At 31.7% G+C, this 18,094-nt stretch carries 11 protein-coding genes; 10 read left to right on the forward strand and 1 reads right to left on the reverse strand.

All coding sequences use genetic code 11. From position 1 onward, the window contains the following. Positions 1-165 precede the first annotated feature (165 nt). The 10 genes from BTO05_RS10960 to BTO05_RS11000 all read left to right on the forward strand — a co-directional run bounded on the left by BTO05_RS10960 (position 166) and on the right by BTO05_RS11000 (position 16,743). Entirely contained in the window at positions 166-3,240 is a 3,075-nt protein-coding gene (locus BTO05_RS10960; protein ID WP_087492705.1) for a type I restriction endonuclease subunit R, read from the forward strand. Further along, complete coding sequence (locus BTO05_RS10965) at positions 3,237-4,865, forward strand: class I SAM-dependent DNA methyltransferase (RefSeq protein WP_087492706.1); 1,629 nt, start codon at positions 3,237-3,239, stop codon at positions 4,863-4,865. Before BTO05_RS10960 ends, BTO05_RS10965 begins: the two co-directional genes overlap by 4 nt. Further along, positions 4,855-6,186, forward strand: a complete 1,332-nt coding sequence (locus BTO05_RS10970) for a restriction endonuclease subunit S (protein ID WP_087492707.1) — start codon at positions 4,855-4,857, stop codon at positions 6,184-6,186. The genes BTO05_RS10965 and BTO05_RS10970 overlap by 11 nt, the downstream gene beginning before the upstream one ends. Beyond that, entirely contained in the window at positions 6,183-8,147 is a 1,965-nt protein-coding gene (locus BTO05_RS10975; RefSeq protein WP_087492708.1) for an AAA family ATPase, read from the forward strand. Before BTO05_RS10970 ends, BTO05_RS10975 begins: the two co-directional genes overlap by 4 nt. Then, complete coding sequence (locus tag BTO05_RS10980) at positions 8,144-9,121, forward strand: hypothetical protein (RefSeq protein WP_087492709.1); 978 nt, start codon at positions 8,144-8,146, stop codon at positions 9,119-9,121. Before BTO05_RS10975 ends, BTO05_RS10980 begins: the two co-directional genes overlap by 4 nt. Further along, on the forward strand, positions 9,122-12,418 hold the full coding sequence (locus tag BTO05_RS10985; RefSeq protein ID WP_087492710.1) for an McrB family protein: 3,297 nt from the start codon (positions 9,122-9,124) through the stop codon (positions 12,416-12,418). Further along, a complete protein-coding gene (locus BTO05_RS10990; RefSeq protein WP_157662575.1) occupies positions 12,408-13,784 on the forward strand; it encodes an McrC family protein in 1,377 nt (458 codons plus the stop codon). The genes BTO05_RS10985 and BTO05_RS10990 overlap by 11 nt, the downstream gene beginning before the upstream one ends. 84 nt (positions 13,785-13,868) lie before the next feature. Then, positions 13,869-15,803: a hypothetical protein gene (locus tag BTO05_RS10995; protein ID WP_087492712.1), complete on the forward strand. Its 1,935-nt coding sequence runs from the start codon at positions 13,869-13,871 to the stop codon at positions 15,801-15,803. Between the two features lie 115 nt (positions 15,804-15,918). Further along, positions 15,919-16,083, forward strand: a complete 165-nt coding sequence (locus BTO05_RS14030) for a hypothetical protein (protein ID WP_157662576.1) — start codon at positions 15,919-15,921, stop codon at positions 16,081-16,083. A gap of 12 nt (positions 16,084-16,095) precedes the next feature. Beyond that, the gene (locus BTO05_RS11000; RefSeq protein ID WP_262508180.1) at positions 16,096-16,743 is read left to right on the forward strand and encodes a viperin family antiviral radical SAM protein; all 648 of its coding nucleotides are present in this window, start codon (positions 16,096-16,098) and stop codon (positions 16,741-16,743) included. 14 nt (positions 16,744-16,757) lie between these two features. Here the strand turns inward: BTO05_RS11000 and BTO05_RS11005 are convergent, their stop codons facing one another. Next, positions 16,758-18,092, reverse strand: a complete 1,335-nt coding sequence (locus BTO05_RS11005; RefSeq protein ID WP_087492714.1) for a TolC family protein — start codon at positions 18,090-18,092, stop codon at positions 16,758-16,760. Between the last annotated feature and the right edge of the window lie 2 nt (positions 18,093-18,094).

An 18,094-nucleotide genomic window follows, 5' to 3' on the forward strand; every position in this document is an offset into this window, starting at 1 on the left:
TTCTTGAAGAGCTCATATCTCAAATAATTTTCTTTTTTAGTGTATTGCAGCAGGATTAAAAATAGGATTTATTTATAGTAAAGCTTTTGTGGGAACGAGGGCTTTTTCTATCTTTAAAGTCTCCCACAAATTTAGTTGTTACTTTACAGTACTTAACCAACACTTATGGCATTTAACGAAGACTCAAGAGTAAAATTACCTGCAATTCTGCACTTAACCCAACTGGGGTACACATACCTTTCATTAAAGGATAGCGTATGGGATGAAGAAACCAATATGTTTACGGATATATTTAATGAAGCCATCCATCGTATCAATCCTGAATTACTAGAGAGCGATATCGAACGTTTGTATCAAGAAATCAGTCTAGATTTAGAAAACGAGGATTTAGGAAAAGCATTTTTCGATAAACTAATCAGTCGCTCTGGTGTAAACTTGATTGACTTTGAAAATTTTAAAAACAACGACTTTCATGTGGTCACCGAGTTGACTTATAAAAATGGAGAAGACGAGTTTCGACCAGATGTTATCTGCTTGATTAACGGAATGCCATTGGTATTTATTGAGGTAAAGAAACCCAATAACATGAATGGTGTGATAGCAGAGCGCGACCGCATCAATAAACGCTTTCAAAATAAGAAGTTTAGGAAGTTTGTGAACTTAACCCAGTTCATGATTTTTTCAAACAATATGAAATATGATGATGACGAAATTGAACCTTGGCAAGGCGCTTATTATGCATCACCATCCTATTATAAACCACAGTTTAATTATTTCAGAGAAGAGATAGGATTCAATTTATCTAAAGAATTGAAACCATTGGATGCATCAGTTGAAGATTTCCTGCTAAAGGATACCAATTACATCAGTGTAAAAAACAATCCTGAATATATTACCAATAAGAATCCCGATTCACCAACGAATCGTATTCTAACTTCAATGCTGTTAAAAGACCGCCTGAAATTCATTTTGCAATACGCTTTTGCTTATGTGAAGGAAACTACTGGTTTGCAAAAGCACATTATGCGATATCCGCAATTATTTGCTACAAAAGCGATTGAAGAGAAATTGGATAAAGGCATTCGTAAGGGGATTATTTGGCATACACAAGGATCTGGTAAAACGGCTTTGGCATTTTACAACACGCATTTTTTAACGGATTATTACCAAAAGCAACACATCATACCCAAGTTCTATTTTATCGTAGATCGATTGGATTTATTAACCCAAGCGAGAGATGAATTTACAGCACGTGGTTTAAAAGTGCATACAGTTAGTTCAAGAGATGAGTTTGTGGCTGACCTTAAAAAAACATCAGCTGTAAATAATGATAAAGGGCAACGCGAAATTACCGTTGTAAACATTCATAAGTTCAAAGATGACCCTGAAGTAAGCACTACCACAGATTACAACATCAACGTGCAACGCGTTTACTTTTTAGATGAGGTACACAGAAGTTATAATCCACAGGGTAGTTTTTTGGCTAATCTTGAGGAATCTGATAGAAACGCTATAAAAATTGGTTTGACCGGAACACCATTGATTGGTAAAGATGTAAAATCCAAGGATTTATTCGGTGGTTATATCCATAAGTACTATTACAACAAGTCGATTGCGGATGGTTATACGTTGAAGCTAATCCGTGAGGAGATTGAAACCGAATACAAAATCAAGTTCAAGAAAATTCTTGATGATTTAGATATTAAAAAGGGCGATATTGATAAGCGTCGCTTGTATGCGCATCCTTCTTTTGTCGCACCAATGCTGGATTATATTGTCAACGACTTTGAAAACTTTAGACGTCTTAAAGGCGACCCAAGCACAGGCGCTATGGTGATTTGCGATAGTAGCGACCAAGCCGAAGAATTGTATAAAATATTCAATGCAACATACAGAGATGCTGACGAAGCCGATAATCAATTGCCAATGGCGGCAGAGCCTGAACCAGACTATCTGAGAAAACTCAAAAACGACTATAAAGTCAAAAAGGCCGCACTCATTTTATATGATGCTGGTAGCAAAGAGGAACTAGAAGCTTGGCGAGACGATTTTAAGGCTGGTAAAATAGATATCCTCTTTGTCTATAATATGTTATTGACTGGTTTTGATGCCAAGCGACTAAAGAAAATCTATTTGGGTCGTGTTATAAAAGCGCACAACCTTTTACAAGCCTTAACTAGAGTTAACCGTAAATACAAAGACTATCGCTATGGTCATGTAGTGGACTTTGCTGATATTTCAACGGAGTTTGAAAAAACCAATAGAGATTACTTTAACGAATTACAGAGCATTTTAGGAGATGAGATGGAAAGCTATTCTAACCTCTTTATGACCAAAGAGGAAATGACTGCTTCCATTAGAGACATTAAAGAAGTGCTTGCTGATTACGATTTAAAGAACGCCGAAAATTTCTCTTCTCAAATCTCACAGATTTCAGACCATGGCGAAATGCTACAAATTAAAAAGGCGCTAGAGGATGCACGCTCGTTGTATAACACCATTCGCTTACTGGGTGAATATGACTTATTGGAGAAGATGGATTTTACCAAGCTAAATGCTTTACGTATTGAGGCCGTAAACCGATTGAACCTTATTAATGCCAAAGAGGCGTTTGATAACAACGAGGAAGTAGGCAACCTGCTCAATATGGCTTTAGAGGACATTGTTTTTGATTTTCATAAAGTTGGTGAAGAAGAATTAGTGCTTGCTGGAGAACTTAAAGACACCTTAAAGAAAACGCGCGAAGCTTTAGGTGGTAGTTTTGATAGAAAAGACCCAGAATGGGTAAGCCTTTATGAAGAGTTACGTCGATTGTTTGATGATAGAAATCTCAATGAAGTATCCCAAGCCGAAATGCAAGAGAACATCACTTCATTACGTTCAATACATGAGCGCATCAAAGAATTAAACAGACGTAACGATTTATTAAAAGAAAAGTACGAAGGCGACCCTAAATATGCTCGTGTTCACAAACGCTTGTTAGAAGCTGGTAAACCTTCTAAACTAAAAACGGTTATTATTGAAGCTTTACAGCAAATTAAAGAACAAACCGATTTGGCGGTACTCTCGCGTAACGATAGTTTAAGTAACGAAAGTTATTTTGCAAGCCAGGTAGCACGATTGGTGTTTGCCGAATTTCAAAAGTCTTCACAGACCAAACTGGATGTGTCAACCACCAAATTTATAACACAATTAATAGTAGACGAATACCTTAACGAATATCACGGAAAATCCGCATGACAACAGAAAACACACAACGCTTTACACAGCAAACCAAAGACCTCATTGACGAACTCAAATCCGTTTGTGCCAGTTATGGCTTAGGCAATGATGGTAACGAATTTAAAATCATTAGCCAGATTTTTCTATACAAGTTTATAAACGACCGTTTCGCTTATGAGATAAAGAAATTAAAACCAGAATTGGAAGGTACGGACAATTGGGAAGCACAACTGGCAGAACTAGCCGAAGCAGATTATGAGGTTTTACAGTTTGAAATGAATGCTTCTACGGCCTTTTTGAAACCACACCAGTTGTTGGGTTATTTGTTTCAACGCCAAAATGAACCTGATTTTGCCAAGTTGTTAGACGATACCTTAATGGATATTGCCGCTGATAATAACGAACTTTTTGCCGTAAAGACCGAAGATGGACAAAAGGTGCAACTCTTTGACCGCATTACCGAATATGTGCGTAGTAAGCGCGATGCCTTTGCTGTAGCTTTGATTAATAAACTGGTGATTTTCAATTTTGAAAACATCATGGAAGAAGGCTTTGACTTTTTCTCAACCATTTTTGAATATTTAATTAAAGATTACAACTCTGATGCAGGTGGCAAATATGCCGAATACTACACACCACACGCCGTTTCTAAAATCATTGCTAATATATTGGTACCAGAACCAGTGAGCAACGTCACTATTTACGACCCAAGTGCAGGTTCAGGGACACTTTTAATGAATTTAGCACATGCTATTGGGCCAGATAAGTGTACGGTCTATTCACAAGACATATCTCAAAAATCGTCTAACCTATTGCGATTGAATTTAGTGCTGAACCAATTGGTACATAGTATTGAGAATGTGATACAAGGCAATACCATGACCGACCCTTACCATCGCAAAGATGGTGATGTCCGCAAGTTTGACTATATCGTAAGTAATCCACCGTTTAAGTTAGATTTTAGCGGTGATGTGGATGTGCTTAAGAAGAAAGAAAACAAAGTGCGTTTTTTTGCAGGCATACCCAATATACCTAAAAAGGCCAAAGATAAAATGGCAATTTACACACTGTTTTTACAGCACATTATGTATAGTCTTAATGAGACAGGAAAAGCTGCAATTGTTGTGCCTACAGGATTTATTACGGCGCAATCTGGTATCGATAAAAAAATACGACAAAAACTGATTGATAATAAAATGTTGGCAGGTGTGGTAAGCATGCCATCTAATATTTTTGCTACGACAGGTACTAATGTATCCATTGTGTTTTTGGATAAAGAAAACAAAGAAGATGTAGTCTTAGTAGATGCTTCTAATTTAGGAACCACGGTAAAAGAAGGTAAAAACCAAAAGACAGTATTGAGTGTTACTGAAGAAGACCAAATCATTAAAACATTTACAAATAAAGAAGCTATTGAAGATTTCTCAGTAGTGGTAAAATATGATGATATTAAAGCCAAAAACTATAGTTTAAGTGCAGGCCAGTATTTTGAAGTAAAAATTGAATATATAGATATTACTACAGAAGAATTTGAAGACAAGTTGAAAGACCACGAACACAATTTAGATAGGTTATTTTCAGAGAGTACTCAGTTAGTAAGTGAAATTAAGAGCCAATTAAAAGTTTTAAAATATGAAGGTTAATGTAGGACAAGACTTATACTTAAAAGGACGAATTGGCTGGAAAGGACTAGCTAAATCAGAATATCTAGAAAAAAGTGGTTACAGAATTATAAATGGATATTCTTTAAAAGACGGATATATTGATTGGAAAATTGCAGGCTATATAAGTCAAGAAAGATATGAAGAGTCGCCAGAAATTAAACTGGAAATAAATGATATTCTAATTTCAAAGGACGGCACAATTGGAAAAGTTGGAATTGTTCGAAAATTAGAAATACCTTCAACAGTAGCATCTGGAATATTTGTTTTAAGAAACATCGTCGAAGATTGGTTAGATACCGAATATTTATTTCAATTTTTGAAAAGTTCCAATTTTAAAAATTTTATTAATCGTGTTAAGGCAGAAGGTTCAACTATTAATCATCTTTATCAAAGAGATTTAGTGAGATTGGAAATTGATATTCCTGATATTATAGAACAAAAAAGAATTTCTAAAGTTTTAAAAAATATTGATGACAAAATAGAAGTCAACAACAAAATCAATGCAGAGTTAGAAGCCATGGCAAAAACCATTTATGACTATTGGTTTGTACAGTTTGATTTTCCTGATGCCAATGGCAAGCCTTATAAATCTTCTGGTGGTAACATGGTGCATAATGAAGAATTAAAACGTGAGATTCCGGAGGATTGGGAAAAGGGCGTTCTGGATGATATTGCAAAAATTGTAAGAGGTGTTTCTTATAATAAACATGATATAAAAACACCGAATGATGATGGCGTCACTCCAGTTCTAAGAGCTACGAATATTACCGGAAACATCATAGACTTGGAGAATATGGTCTATGTTCCAGATGAGTTTGTTAGTGAAAAACAATTAATGAATAAGTATGATGTTTTAATCACAATGTCTAGTGGAAGTAAGAACCATATTGGGAAAAATGGACTGTTCTACTTCAAAACAAAAGTTGCTTTTGGTGCATTTTGTGCAAAATTAGAGGCAAAAGAAGATTTCCAGTTTTACTTATCAAGTTACATGCAATCTGCCTTTGTTTCTGAAACTATTAAAAAAGAATGTTTAGGCACAAGCATCAACAATTTAAATGGTTCATTAGTTAAGGGATTTAGACTTGTAAAACCGAATGAACAAGTATTAAAAAGCTTCAACAAAAAAATGAAGCCTATCCACGATAAAATCGGAAATAACCACAAAGAAAACCAAAAACTCGCTGCCTTACGCGATTGGTTATTACCCATGCTTATGAATGGGCAGGTTACGGTTGGTGAGGCTAAGGGAGAATTGGGTATGGTCGGGGAGGATAATACTAAATATGGTGATGTATGAGGTTAGCGGCTGTTTTTATTCCTAATGGCGTATTAACATACGTGTTTGGTGAAAATCATAAAGGATATACACTTAATCTAGGTGGTAAATATAATTATGAGTTTACAGAGATAAATAATTTACCAGTTTTAAAAGAAAAACTACCTAACCCAAATTTTATTAAAGGTTTTTGGGGGTCAAATTTATACTTGGTTTCGGCTATAGTTGGAGCTAACGGAACAGGTAAGACTTCTATTTTAAATGTCTTTAGAAACAGGTCGTTCTGTTTTTTTATTTATGAAAATGAAAAAAATGATACGTATAAAATTGGTGATAGTACTGATAACATTTTTGATATTATATACTATTCTCCCTTTTTAAACATACAAAATCATGACTATGTAAATTCTAATTTCAAAGATGTGTCTAAGTATGAGTTAATGTTAGAAGATACTGAATATGAGAACATAGAATTATCAGCACAGCTGGAATTGCATAATTCGGAAAATTTAAAACGATGGATAAAGTTTAGACAGATGTCTAATATTGAGTTTTTTTTAAATTATGTTGCATTACCTGTTTTTAATAAAATTAATGTAAAGATTAATTTCGTAGGACCTCGTGTTCATGATACACCTTATAAATTTAGACCATTTTTTGAGCGCTTTAAAGTTATAAAGGACGAGGAAGAAATTGCGAAATTTGACAAATTACGGGAACTAAACCCTATAACGAATGAAAAGAAACGACCGCGACTATTTGGCAATAAAATAAAATTGGAGTTACAAATAATTGAGCGGGTTATAGATAAGGTTCAAAATATTCTTGAAATGTCAGGAAATAAATATTTGAATGAGGGTTATATTAATAATAGTTATACTCCAGATAGCTCAGATTTCAAAAAAAATAAAGATTTAAAAAGCGCTTTTTATTTTTTTATAGATAATGCTTTTATTCAGCTGAGTAAGGGTAGTCAGAAAATATTCTTACCTACTAGAGAGATAAAAGACTTACTCGAACTACTTCTATCTCATATTCCTGAAAAAGATGTTGAAATTGAGAATTGGACAGAACTACAAATATCATTTAAAGACGCACTACAGCTTTTAGATGCTTATGAAAACTTTATTATTTCATTTAAAGATAACTTTAGCTTAGATAGAAAAATTTTACTAACATTTCGACCAGATAAAAACTTGAGTTCTGGAGAAAAGGGTATGTATAATTTATTTTCTTCTTTGTATGATTATCAATTCAAAGTTGATAAACAAATTTTTAACGAGTACAATAGATATTCGACTAAGGATGTGGCCAACGATAATTATTTATTACTATTAGATGAGGCAGATATGGGATTTCATCCTCAATGGAAGAAAAAGTTTGTAAAATCAATTTTAATGTTATTTAGAATTATTTTTCCTAACCAAAAAATACAAATATTATTTACAACACATGATCCTTTAACGTTGTCAGATATACCAAAAAGTAATATTGTTTTTCTAGATAAAGACAAAAATTCAAAATTAACCTATGTTTTGCCTCAAGATAGAAAAGTTTCAAAAAGAAGTTTTGGAGCAAATATTCATGACCTATTAGCTGACAGTTTCTTTTTAAAAGATGGCTTTATGGGAGAATTTGCAGAGTACAAAATCGGAGAATTACTAAGAAACTTGAATTTTCTCATTTTAGGAAATGAAATTGAGGATTTAAATAATAAGGGTAATAAAAAAAATAGAGAGCTTTTAAAAATAAAGAAAGCTGAATTTATGAGGTTAGAGAGTTTTGTTACCTCGAAGGATGAAGACTACATAAAGTCTGTAATTGATATTGTTGACGAGCCTATTTTGAAGTTTAAGCTTGAAGAAATGTATGATCGAGCATTTCCTAATAATGTAGATAAAAAGGATGCGTTATTTAGAGCAAAAGATATTCTCGGAAGAGCTGGACTAGATATTGATGATTTAATTGATGATGTAACATGATTTACTTAGGAGATCAATTTAATGCATTGAATGAGTATAGTAAAGTAGCTGTTTGTTGGCTTGGTGTAAAACTTAAAGGTAGAAATACTTACAACTGCGGAGATTCTACATGTGTTTTTTGCAATGGTAATGGAAAAAAAAGGTCAGGCTTAGATCAAGATTTTAGGAATTTATTTACTGATAGCGTAATACACGAGTTGGTAACGGCCAAACCTATCAGGCTTTTTCAATTACATAATATTTTACTTACAGAATATGTATCTATTCCAGGAAAAACAGTAAATAATTTTAAAAGATATTGTAAGCTATTGTTTGTAGATTCTGGATACACAAATTGGTTTCTAAAAGAGAAAAAAAACTATTGGCTTGCTAATTTATTAGATCAACATACATGTACTTATTGTAATAGAGAATACATATTCATTTATAAAAACAAAGCTGGAGGTAAAGGGATGGTGCCACAATTTGATCACTGGTTTGCAAAAACAGATTATCCGTTATTAGGATTGTCGTTTTATAATTTGATTCCATCTTGCGCGACCTGTAACGCTATCAAATCTACAACTACTTTTAATTTAGTAGATCACTTACATCCGTATGTTGACACTAATATTTCATCGTCATATATGTTTAGTTATTTACCAATAAGTGTGACAAATAATCAATTAATATTTAAGAATAATTCGCTTTTTAATTTCAAAGGTCTTGATACGGTTAGTGCTCTCAATTTACCTTTAATCTATGAAGGCCACTCAACTAAAGAATTACAAGATTTAATTGATTTGCGATATAAGTACTCAGATAATTATCTAAACATACTTTTAGAAAAAACGTTTGGTCATCTTGATATTCCAAAAGAAGAAAGATATAGGTTAATTTTTGGAATTGAATTAGAAGAAGAAAAATATCACAAACGGATATTCAGTAAGTTTAAAAATGATATAATTAAAGAATTACTTTCAATAAATAATTAAATGTCAAATATTACTATAGATAACTTAAAACAACAAGCAACGTTACTTAATCTTCTAAGTAACGACGAAGAAGCGCTTTTTAATTACTTAAATACTAACCAAGATAATCTGGATGAAGTTATACAACAGTATAAACCAGAAAACGAGTTTAGGCCTGTAAATACATTACGTTTTTTAATAGCCAACGAACTTAAAAAAGGTAATAAAATAAACGCTGAGGTTATTAATCAATTAAAACAAGCTTTAGAAAATAGAGATGTTTCAGGGTATTATAGTCTTAGCGAAATAGTGAAGCAAAGCTTGATAAATTATAAACAGAGTAAGGTTGGTATGTTTCCCAATTGGAAACAGGTGTATAAAATATTATTTCCATTTATTCATAATCAATCCGATAATGAGCAAGTAAAAGCATCTCTTAATCAGCTGGCTGATGAAATTATTACTTCAAATCAATTTCAAAATGTTACTAAGCACATTGTTAGTTTCCAAGGTCCACAAAATTATGGGGCAGATCATGCATGGGTGGCCATAATACCAGAGTCTTCGCCAAGTGTTCAGTATGCATATCAAATGTTTTTTGTTGTAGATGTAAATGGTTTGGGTGGTGGCATCCATAAAGGGCATAATTTGACAAAACAACAATTTGAAAATCAAGATTTAAAATTTAATAGTTGGGAAGATTATTTAGAGCATACTAAAAATACCAAAGAACAATGGATACAGCTAAATTCTGATATCAATTTTCTTTTTATAAATGATGAAAAAGCATTTGTAAAAACACTTAAAAAAGTTGAGGCATCTTCAGTGTTAGATTATTTTAAAATACTCGATAGACTAAAGGAAGATTTGGATATTCAGGACGAAGAAAAACTAGTCTTTAGTATTGCAAAAAATCGGTTGAGTTTTCAAGTGGGTAAACGCTATTGTCTAAATGTAAACAAGCAACTATTTGACTTTATTTCTTATAATGACTCAGATGGTCATCAAAACGAAAATAAAGAGGTTTTTAGCGGTACAGAAACTGCATATCTGTATAAGAGTAGAAGTGCAGATATTGTTTTTAATAATTATGAAGAGATAAAAGGTGCTGTTGCGATAGAAATTGATAGAGATAATCATGCCTTAGCCAAAACCTATGATAACAGTGCCTTTAGGAAAGCTGTTTTTGATAAGGACTACAGGTTAAAGTTTATTAAAGGTGATTTTTATAGCGATAAAATAATTTTAGATGGACAAAGAATATTCAAAATTTCAATGGGTAAAGACTATTTTAATGATGAAGCTATCGAAAAAGCAATTAACGAAAAGTTAGTTTTAGTTCATTCTGAAACTAAACCTAAAGGACGTTCTAAAATATCTCAGGCTGATATTTTTATAAATCAAATTAGAGATGGTGATTTTTTCTATTTAACCCATAGTAACAAGAATGTAAAATTAATTGGAAGTATAACTTCTCCTTCAAAACCAGCTACTTTCAATAATATGCATAATTATGGTTGGTTAGAAAGAAGTTTTGAACCATTAATAACGCCAATTAAAGAAAGTGCATTTAACGGAAAAGGTAAGTATTGGACTCCTAATACAGTTACAACGTGTTGGGAAATAAGTGAAGATGAAATTGAGGAAGCTAATAGAGTTTTATTCAAGCCTTTTTTTAACATTGAATTTATAAATAATGACATGGAAAATAAATTTAAAGAATTTTTAAATCTTTCATTGTCTGAGGGAACTGTTAAAACTTATCTCTCAGCAATAAGGTCCTTAGAAAAACTTGCTAAATCTGAAGGTCTTAGAACTTTTAAAATTTATGAGATAACAAATGTTTCAGCTTTTCAGGACTTTTGGACGACATTGAAAAAGATTCAATCATATATAATAACTAATGATAAACACCACAATAGGTATAGTTCAGCACTTCTGAAATATGAGGAATTTTTATATTCATTAAAGAATACCGTTATAACAAATAGAAAATATATAGCACCACTAAACCAAATCTTTTATGGTCCACCAGGAACGGGAAAAACCTACAATACCATTTTAGAATCTGCTAAAATTATCACACAAAATCCAGATATTAGCTATACAAAAGCATTAGAGGTTTTTAATGAAAATTTACGAGATAAAATAGAGTTTATAACGTTTCATCAAAATTATAGTTATGAAGATTTTATACAAGGTTTACGTCCAGATGTAGAGCAGAAAGCATTGAGCTTTAATAGAGCAGATGGGGTATTTACCAAAATGGTAACTAATGCATTGTTTGAGTACTATAAAGAGTATCAAAAAAAGCAAAAGCAAGTGCATAATACTGTGGATGCAAAAATAGACTTAAATGATGCTTTTATCGAGTTTATGAATACTTTAGAAATTGGTCAGCAATTTAACACTAAAACAGGAGGAATAGTTAAAGTTTATAATTTTACAGATAGACAGAACATAGAATTTAGACCAATAAATGGAGTCAAGTCATATTTAGTTTCTGCCAATCGTTTGCTCAAACTATATAAAGTTTATGACGACATAGACAACATTAAAAGAGTTAATGAAGATATTAGAGAGGCAATAGGAGGTTGTAATTCTACGATGTATTACGTCGCTCTAAGAGAATTTATCGACTTCTTAAAAAAATATAAGGAGAGTGTAGATGAGTTTGTAGATGAAGAGGAAGAATACGATTATGATGATATTACTTATCGGAGAAAAAAGGAGCTGTTATCTAATTTTAGTTTAGAAGAACTAAGAAGCGTATCCAAGCATGAAGTTTCAAAGTATGTTATTATTATTGATGAAATAAATAGAGCAAACATTTCTAGAGTTTTCGGTGAGCTTATTACGCTTATAGAAAAAGACAAACGCTCTCATGGTAAAATACCACTTAAATCAATTTTACCATCAGGAGAGTCTTTTATTGTGCCATCTAACTTATATATTATTGGTACAATGAATACGGCAGATAAGTCTATTGCACTTTTAGATATTGCATTACGAAGACGTTTTGAGTTTGTGCCAATGTATCCAGATTCTAAATCTACAGAAGATAAAGTAGTAAAGGATTCAAATATTTTAGATGCTATCAACGAAGAAATCATAAATAGAAAAGGACATGATTTCACTATCGGTCATTCTTATTTTATGGGAGAAGACTATGACTTAAAAAACACTATTGATAATAAAGTAATTCCTTTATTACTAGAGTATTTTATGAATGATTTTGAGGAAGTGAAAAAAATTATGAGCGCAGCAAACATAACTGTTGATGGTTGGCCAATGCAATATATACCTAATGACAACTAATCTTTTCGAATATCAAAATAACGAAACCTTTTCAGAGCGTCATTTTGATGGTCTGGAAGAGTTTTTAGACGATATTTGGTCAAAAAGAGAAAAATCAAATTACTACTTTAATGAAGAAGACAATAGAGTTGAGCAACAGCGTTTTGTTCAGTTTTTACATAAATCAAAAACACTAAAGTCTAATAAATATGTTGGTGTTGTACATTACGAAGGTCAAACAATAAATCTACTCCCAAAAATATTCTATAATGGAAAAGATCCAGAAGCTTATCAAGTAAACGCTATTAATAAACATATTTTGTGGTGGTTGAGTTATTGTAGAAAATTAAAATTTCCTAACTACCTATCTGCCTTAAACACTGAGAAGGCTGACTTTTTTGAGATACTAATATATCTTTTTAGTAAGTACACAAGAGAATTATTAAACAGCGCTATTTATCAAAAATATACAGAGGTAAATAAAGAACTCTCTTTTGTAAAAGGACGTATAGATTTTGGTGCTTACATAAACAAGAACTTATCAAGAGGAAGGAACCATAAAATTAGTTGCGAGTTTGATGCCTTTGAAATGGATAATGAGTTTAACAGATGTGTGAAGTTTGTTTCAAAACTATTATTATCTGTTACAAAAGAACCTCAAAGTAAACGGTTTTTAAGCGATGTTTTGTTTATACTTGATGAGGTTAAAGACGTTAATGTTTCGTCTGACAAAATGAAACGTATGAGTTTTAACCCAATGTTTTCCGATTTTGAAACTATTCGAGATTATTGTGTTTTGTTTTTAGACAATAGTGTGTCGTTTAATTTTAAAAACGATTTAAAACTATTCGCATTCTTGTTACCAATGGAATATGTGTTTGAGGATTTTATATTTGGTTTTATTGATAAAGAAATCGATGAGATAAAGGCTAAAGATCAGGATAAATCTAGGTATTTAGCAGAAGGAAATAAATTTCAATTAAAACCCGATTTATTGTTAGAATTTGATAGTCGAAAAATTATTGCTGATACAAAATATAAAATTGTTTATGACGATATAACAGATTCGAAAAATGGAATTGCACAAACAGACTTGTATCAAATGTTAGCCTATGCTGTTAGATTTAAAGTAAAAGAAGTTGTGTTGTTTTACCCAAATACGATAACTATGCGAAAACCAAATGATTCAGTATTGTTCTTAGTTGATGAATTGGCAAAAGGCGAGAGAGTTCAAATTAAATCGTGTCAATTACCTATCATAAATTTTAAGTTATTCGATGTAGATTATGTAAATGAAAAATCGATAGATTTGGAGTTTACAACTCAAAAAGAGCAATTGAAAATAGAGCTAATTAAAAGCTTAATGGCAGGAAATGCTAATAAATAGTTTGGGAGAAAAAAGATTCTATTTATCTTTACGGTCAAGATAAGCAAGAACTATTTCCAATAGTCAACTTTAAACTTGTTTATCATGTCAAACATTCAATACAAAAAAGAAGCCCAAAACCTTTACAAAAGCAATAAGCTTTTTGAGGCTTACAGTTGTGCTTGGAAATTATCTTTTTCAGATTTTATTACTTGGTATACTAATCCTCAAAAAAGAAGAGGATTGTCTAAAAGTCAAACTTTTTTTAATAATTCTTTTTTTTATAATTCATTCTTAATTACCAAACCGCCTGTTTGGCTTCAGCATAATGATGCAATATTACTTTGGCATCACTATTTAGATTCGCAGAAAGAAATCTCACTTGAATTTGAATTGTATGTAGCTCATAACAATGCAATACTTTTTATTGAAGGATATAAGAATAGAAAAACCTTCTTAGATAGTAGTCGAATAAAATTGCTCGAAAGGAAACAATTGCCAGAACCCATTATAAATGAACTTAAAATCTGGGATAAATTCAATAATATCTTAAATTCAAATTGGAGTGATGTTCTCCAATTAACTGATAAAATAAATGCACAACCTCATGAATTATGCATGTCAATTTTTTCAGCCTTTGAAGCTTTTATTTATCAAGACTCTGATAATAAATCTAGATGGTACTTTGCAGTTGAGGCTTTAAGTTTACTCGTGGCATTTATTCAAAATACATATGATTTTTCAGATATAAGTGTTGATTCAGACACTCTTAATAAGTCATACCTTGAAAGCGTAATTAATCCTAATGCTATTGAACTTTTTAATAAAACTTTTGACTACGTCTTGTGTCGAAATAACGTTTACAGATATGCTCACGAGCCAGGACTTAATGTCGTATTTGATGAAAACAATATAGTTTTCAAAGAATCCGAAGATTTTAATAAACAGTGGCAACGTGATGAGTATAGATATTCAGTTAATGAAAATTTGTATTATGCTTTTGGAGAACAATTGTTTGACGAAGTGAAGAAGAATGAAAAAATCAAATTTATAAACGGTAATAAAGATTCAAATAATCAATTAGGTAATGCGCGACAATTTGCAATCAAACAGGCAATAATTGACTTAGGTGTTCACGATGAGGACTTGAAAAACTGTAAGCTTCCTAATCTTAATTTGATTATTTCTTTTATGCATGGTATTGCATGGCGCAAATTAGAAACTTCAGAGAAGCCTTTGCATAAAATCTCGCGTACAAGACGCAATAAATATTCACAAGGTATAGCAGAGCTGAATTATAAAAGTCGTTTTTCAGAGTTTATAATAATTAGTGATAAAAGCATCTTGTTTCAGGCAGCTGAGGCTTCTGGACTTAATTTGGCAAAACGAGAATTTGATCAATTAATTGATGCGTTCTCTTTTAACTGGATTGTTAAAAAATTTGATCCTATTACAATGCCTCTGAGTTTGTGGCAGAAACCATTCGTTAAATTAGGCAAACATGTTCTTTCTCCATTAAGTGTGTTAACTGGATTTACTGGTCTTTACACGATTTCAGAGTCAATTTTAAAAAACTTTAGACCTGGTGATGGAACAAGAATAGAAAATAGGTTAAAGGAGGTTTATCAAAATACAAGCTGGAAAACATTACTACTTGAAGATAATCAAGAATTTGGCGATATAGACGTGTTAATGGAAGATGAAAAAAGCATTGTGCTTATGCAGATGAAGCGCACGACTCAAAAAACAAATATGTTTGAACTTCATAATCAACTGCGGCAAGATAAAAAAGCATTTAGTCAACTCTTAGAGGCAAAAGAAAGTATTGACAGTAACAAGAACATTCATCTTTGGTACGTAACTACAGCATTTGAAAAGGTTGGTACATGGGAGAATGATGTTTATCGTGTGAGTTATCAAGACTTAATTCATACGAAGCGGTTGTTAGATTCTGGAAGATTACGTCTTAAAAGTCTTAGTAGTTTTATAGAAATGATAGAGTCAGACTATCTGTATAATTTACGTAAACAAGATACTTGAATTAGAGTTCCAATAAAGGATAGAAGCTGCATGTAGGCTTAATTTTAAACTATCTTTTATGAAAACTAATGGTTTTATCCCAAGCGTAAATTTTCACTTGTGGGAACCGTGTAACATGCGTTGTAAATTTTGTTTCGCAACTTTTCAAGATGTAAAACAGACTATTCTGCCCAAAGGACATCTGTCAGAGTATGATGTTCTAAAAGTAGTCGAAAGCATTGCTGCCACAGGATTTGAGAAAATAACTTTTGCAAGAGGAGAGCCTCTACTTTGTAAATGACTACCTAATTTAATAAAAAAGGCAAAGCAATTAGGTATGACGACTATGATAGTGACAAATGGTAGTCATTTGTCTGAAACTTTCTTGAAAGAAAACACTCTTTATTTAGATTGGATTGCTCTAAGTGTTGATAGCTTGGAAGAAGGAGACAATATAAAAATTGGAAGAGCTATTCTAGGAAAGCGCGCATTAGATAAATCTTATTATTATGAAATAGTGGACAGCATTAAAAGGTATGGTTATGGGTTAAAAATTAATACAGTAGTTAATAGGGTAAATTATCAAGAAGATTTAAATGCTTTTATCAATTATGCAAAACCAAAAAGATGGAAGGTGTTGCAAGTATTACCTATTTTAGGTCAAAATGATGTTAATATTGACGATTTTAAAATTTCTAAGCACGAGTATCATTATTTTTTAAATACTCATAAATGTATAAAAACAATTGTGCCAGAATCGAATGATCAGATTAAAGGGAGTTATGTGATGATAGATCCAGCTGGACGCTTTTTTGATAATGCACAGGGAACACACAGGTATAGCAAACCCTTTTTAAAAGTTGGAGTAAAAGAGGCTTTAGAAATAATGGATTATGATTTAAAAAAGTTTTTGAATCGAGGTGGCATTTATGATTGGAAGAACAATTTAAATCAAACTTGATAAAATATTATTCTTTAATTACTGTAATATTCCAAAACCTTAATCTTAAACAAATAATCATACTTAGCTTTAACAAGCTCAGATTGTGTTTTAATGTAGTTTGATTTACTTTCAAGGAAATCAAAATTTGAAATTAATGCATCTTTATATTTTTCTGAAACTATGTTAAAAGCTTCTTCTTGTGTTGAAGCTGCAACTTTAGAAGCCTCAAGAGTTGCTTTCGCCGTAAGCAAATCATTGTAAGCTATCTCAACTTTGTTTTTAAGCTCATTCTTTTGGTTCTCTAATTCAATCTTTCGAGTTTCAGCTTCAAACTTCGATTTATTGTAGTTTGATTTTGTTTTAAATCTGTTAAAAATTGGGACACTAAGATTAAGACTTAAAAAATGGGTGCGGTTATTATCTAGTTGTACAAAGAAACCATTGTCAATAAATTGCATTGTTGTTTGATCAAACACAACATCGTCTTCGCCTAAAATCCCAAAATAATTACTTCCATAATTATAACTAAAATTAAGCTTTGGGTAGAAATTTGATTTGGCTATTTTAATGTCTTGCTCACTAATCTTTTGATTGATTTCGGCAGATTTTAATTGGGGATTAACTTCCAAGGCATCTTTTATTATTAACTGAATTTCCGTATTAAATGCAGAACTCTCAAAATCAGATAGACTGATATCTTCAACATCAAAATCTTGAATTAAGTTGATATCCAATAACTCCCTTAGTTTAATTAAGCTCGTTTTTAAATTATTCTCAGCTATTAAAACCTCTTTTTTATCTGAAGCAAAAGTAGATTGAAGTTGCAAATACTCATTTTTACCAGTTAGTGCCTGACTGTATAAACTACCTAAGCGTTTCTCTTCTAATGCACTAATTTTAACCTGCTCTTTTGCAACCTCTAATATCTCTTTGTTAAATAAAACAGTTAAATAGTTATTGGTGATATTAATCGATAAATCTAGCGCTAGAACATCTATATCTAACTTCCCTTTTTGTTCTGTGAGTTTTGCCTTGTTAAGTGTATATTTATTTAAAAAACCACTAAAGACATTTAGCGATGAGGACAAGCTAAAACTATTAAAGCGACTTTCTCTTTGACCTACACCAGTAGATACATTGAAAGAATTTCCTAAACTATAACCTTGAGATGCGTTAAAATTTAAATCTGGATAATAATTTCCTTTAGCAACTTTTACATCTTCAGCAAAAGATTGATTTTGATTTTGCTGTTTTGCTATATCTATATTATTAGTTTTTGCGTGATTGATACAGTCTTCTAGAGTCCATTTCTTTTGAGCGAAGGAACTTATTGTAAAACAAAATAATAGGTATGTGATTTTTTTCATGA

The sequence above is a fragment of the Winogradskyella sp. PC-19 genome (genome assembly GCF_002163855.1).
GTDB lineage: Bacteria > Bacteroidota > Bacteroidia > Flavobacteriales > Flavobacteriaceae > Winogradskyella.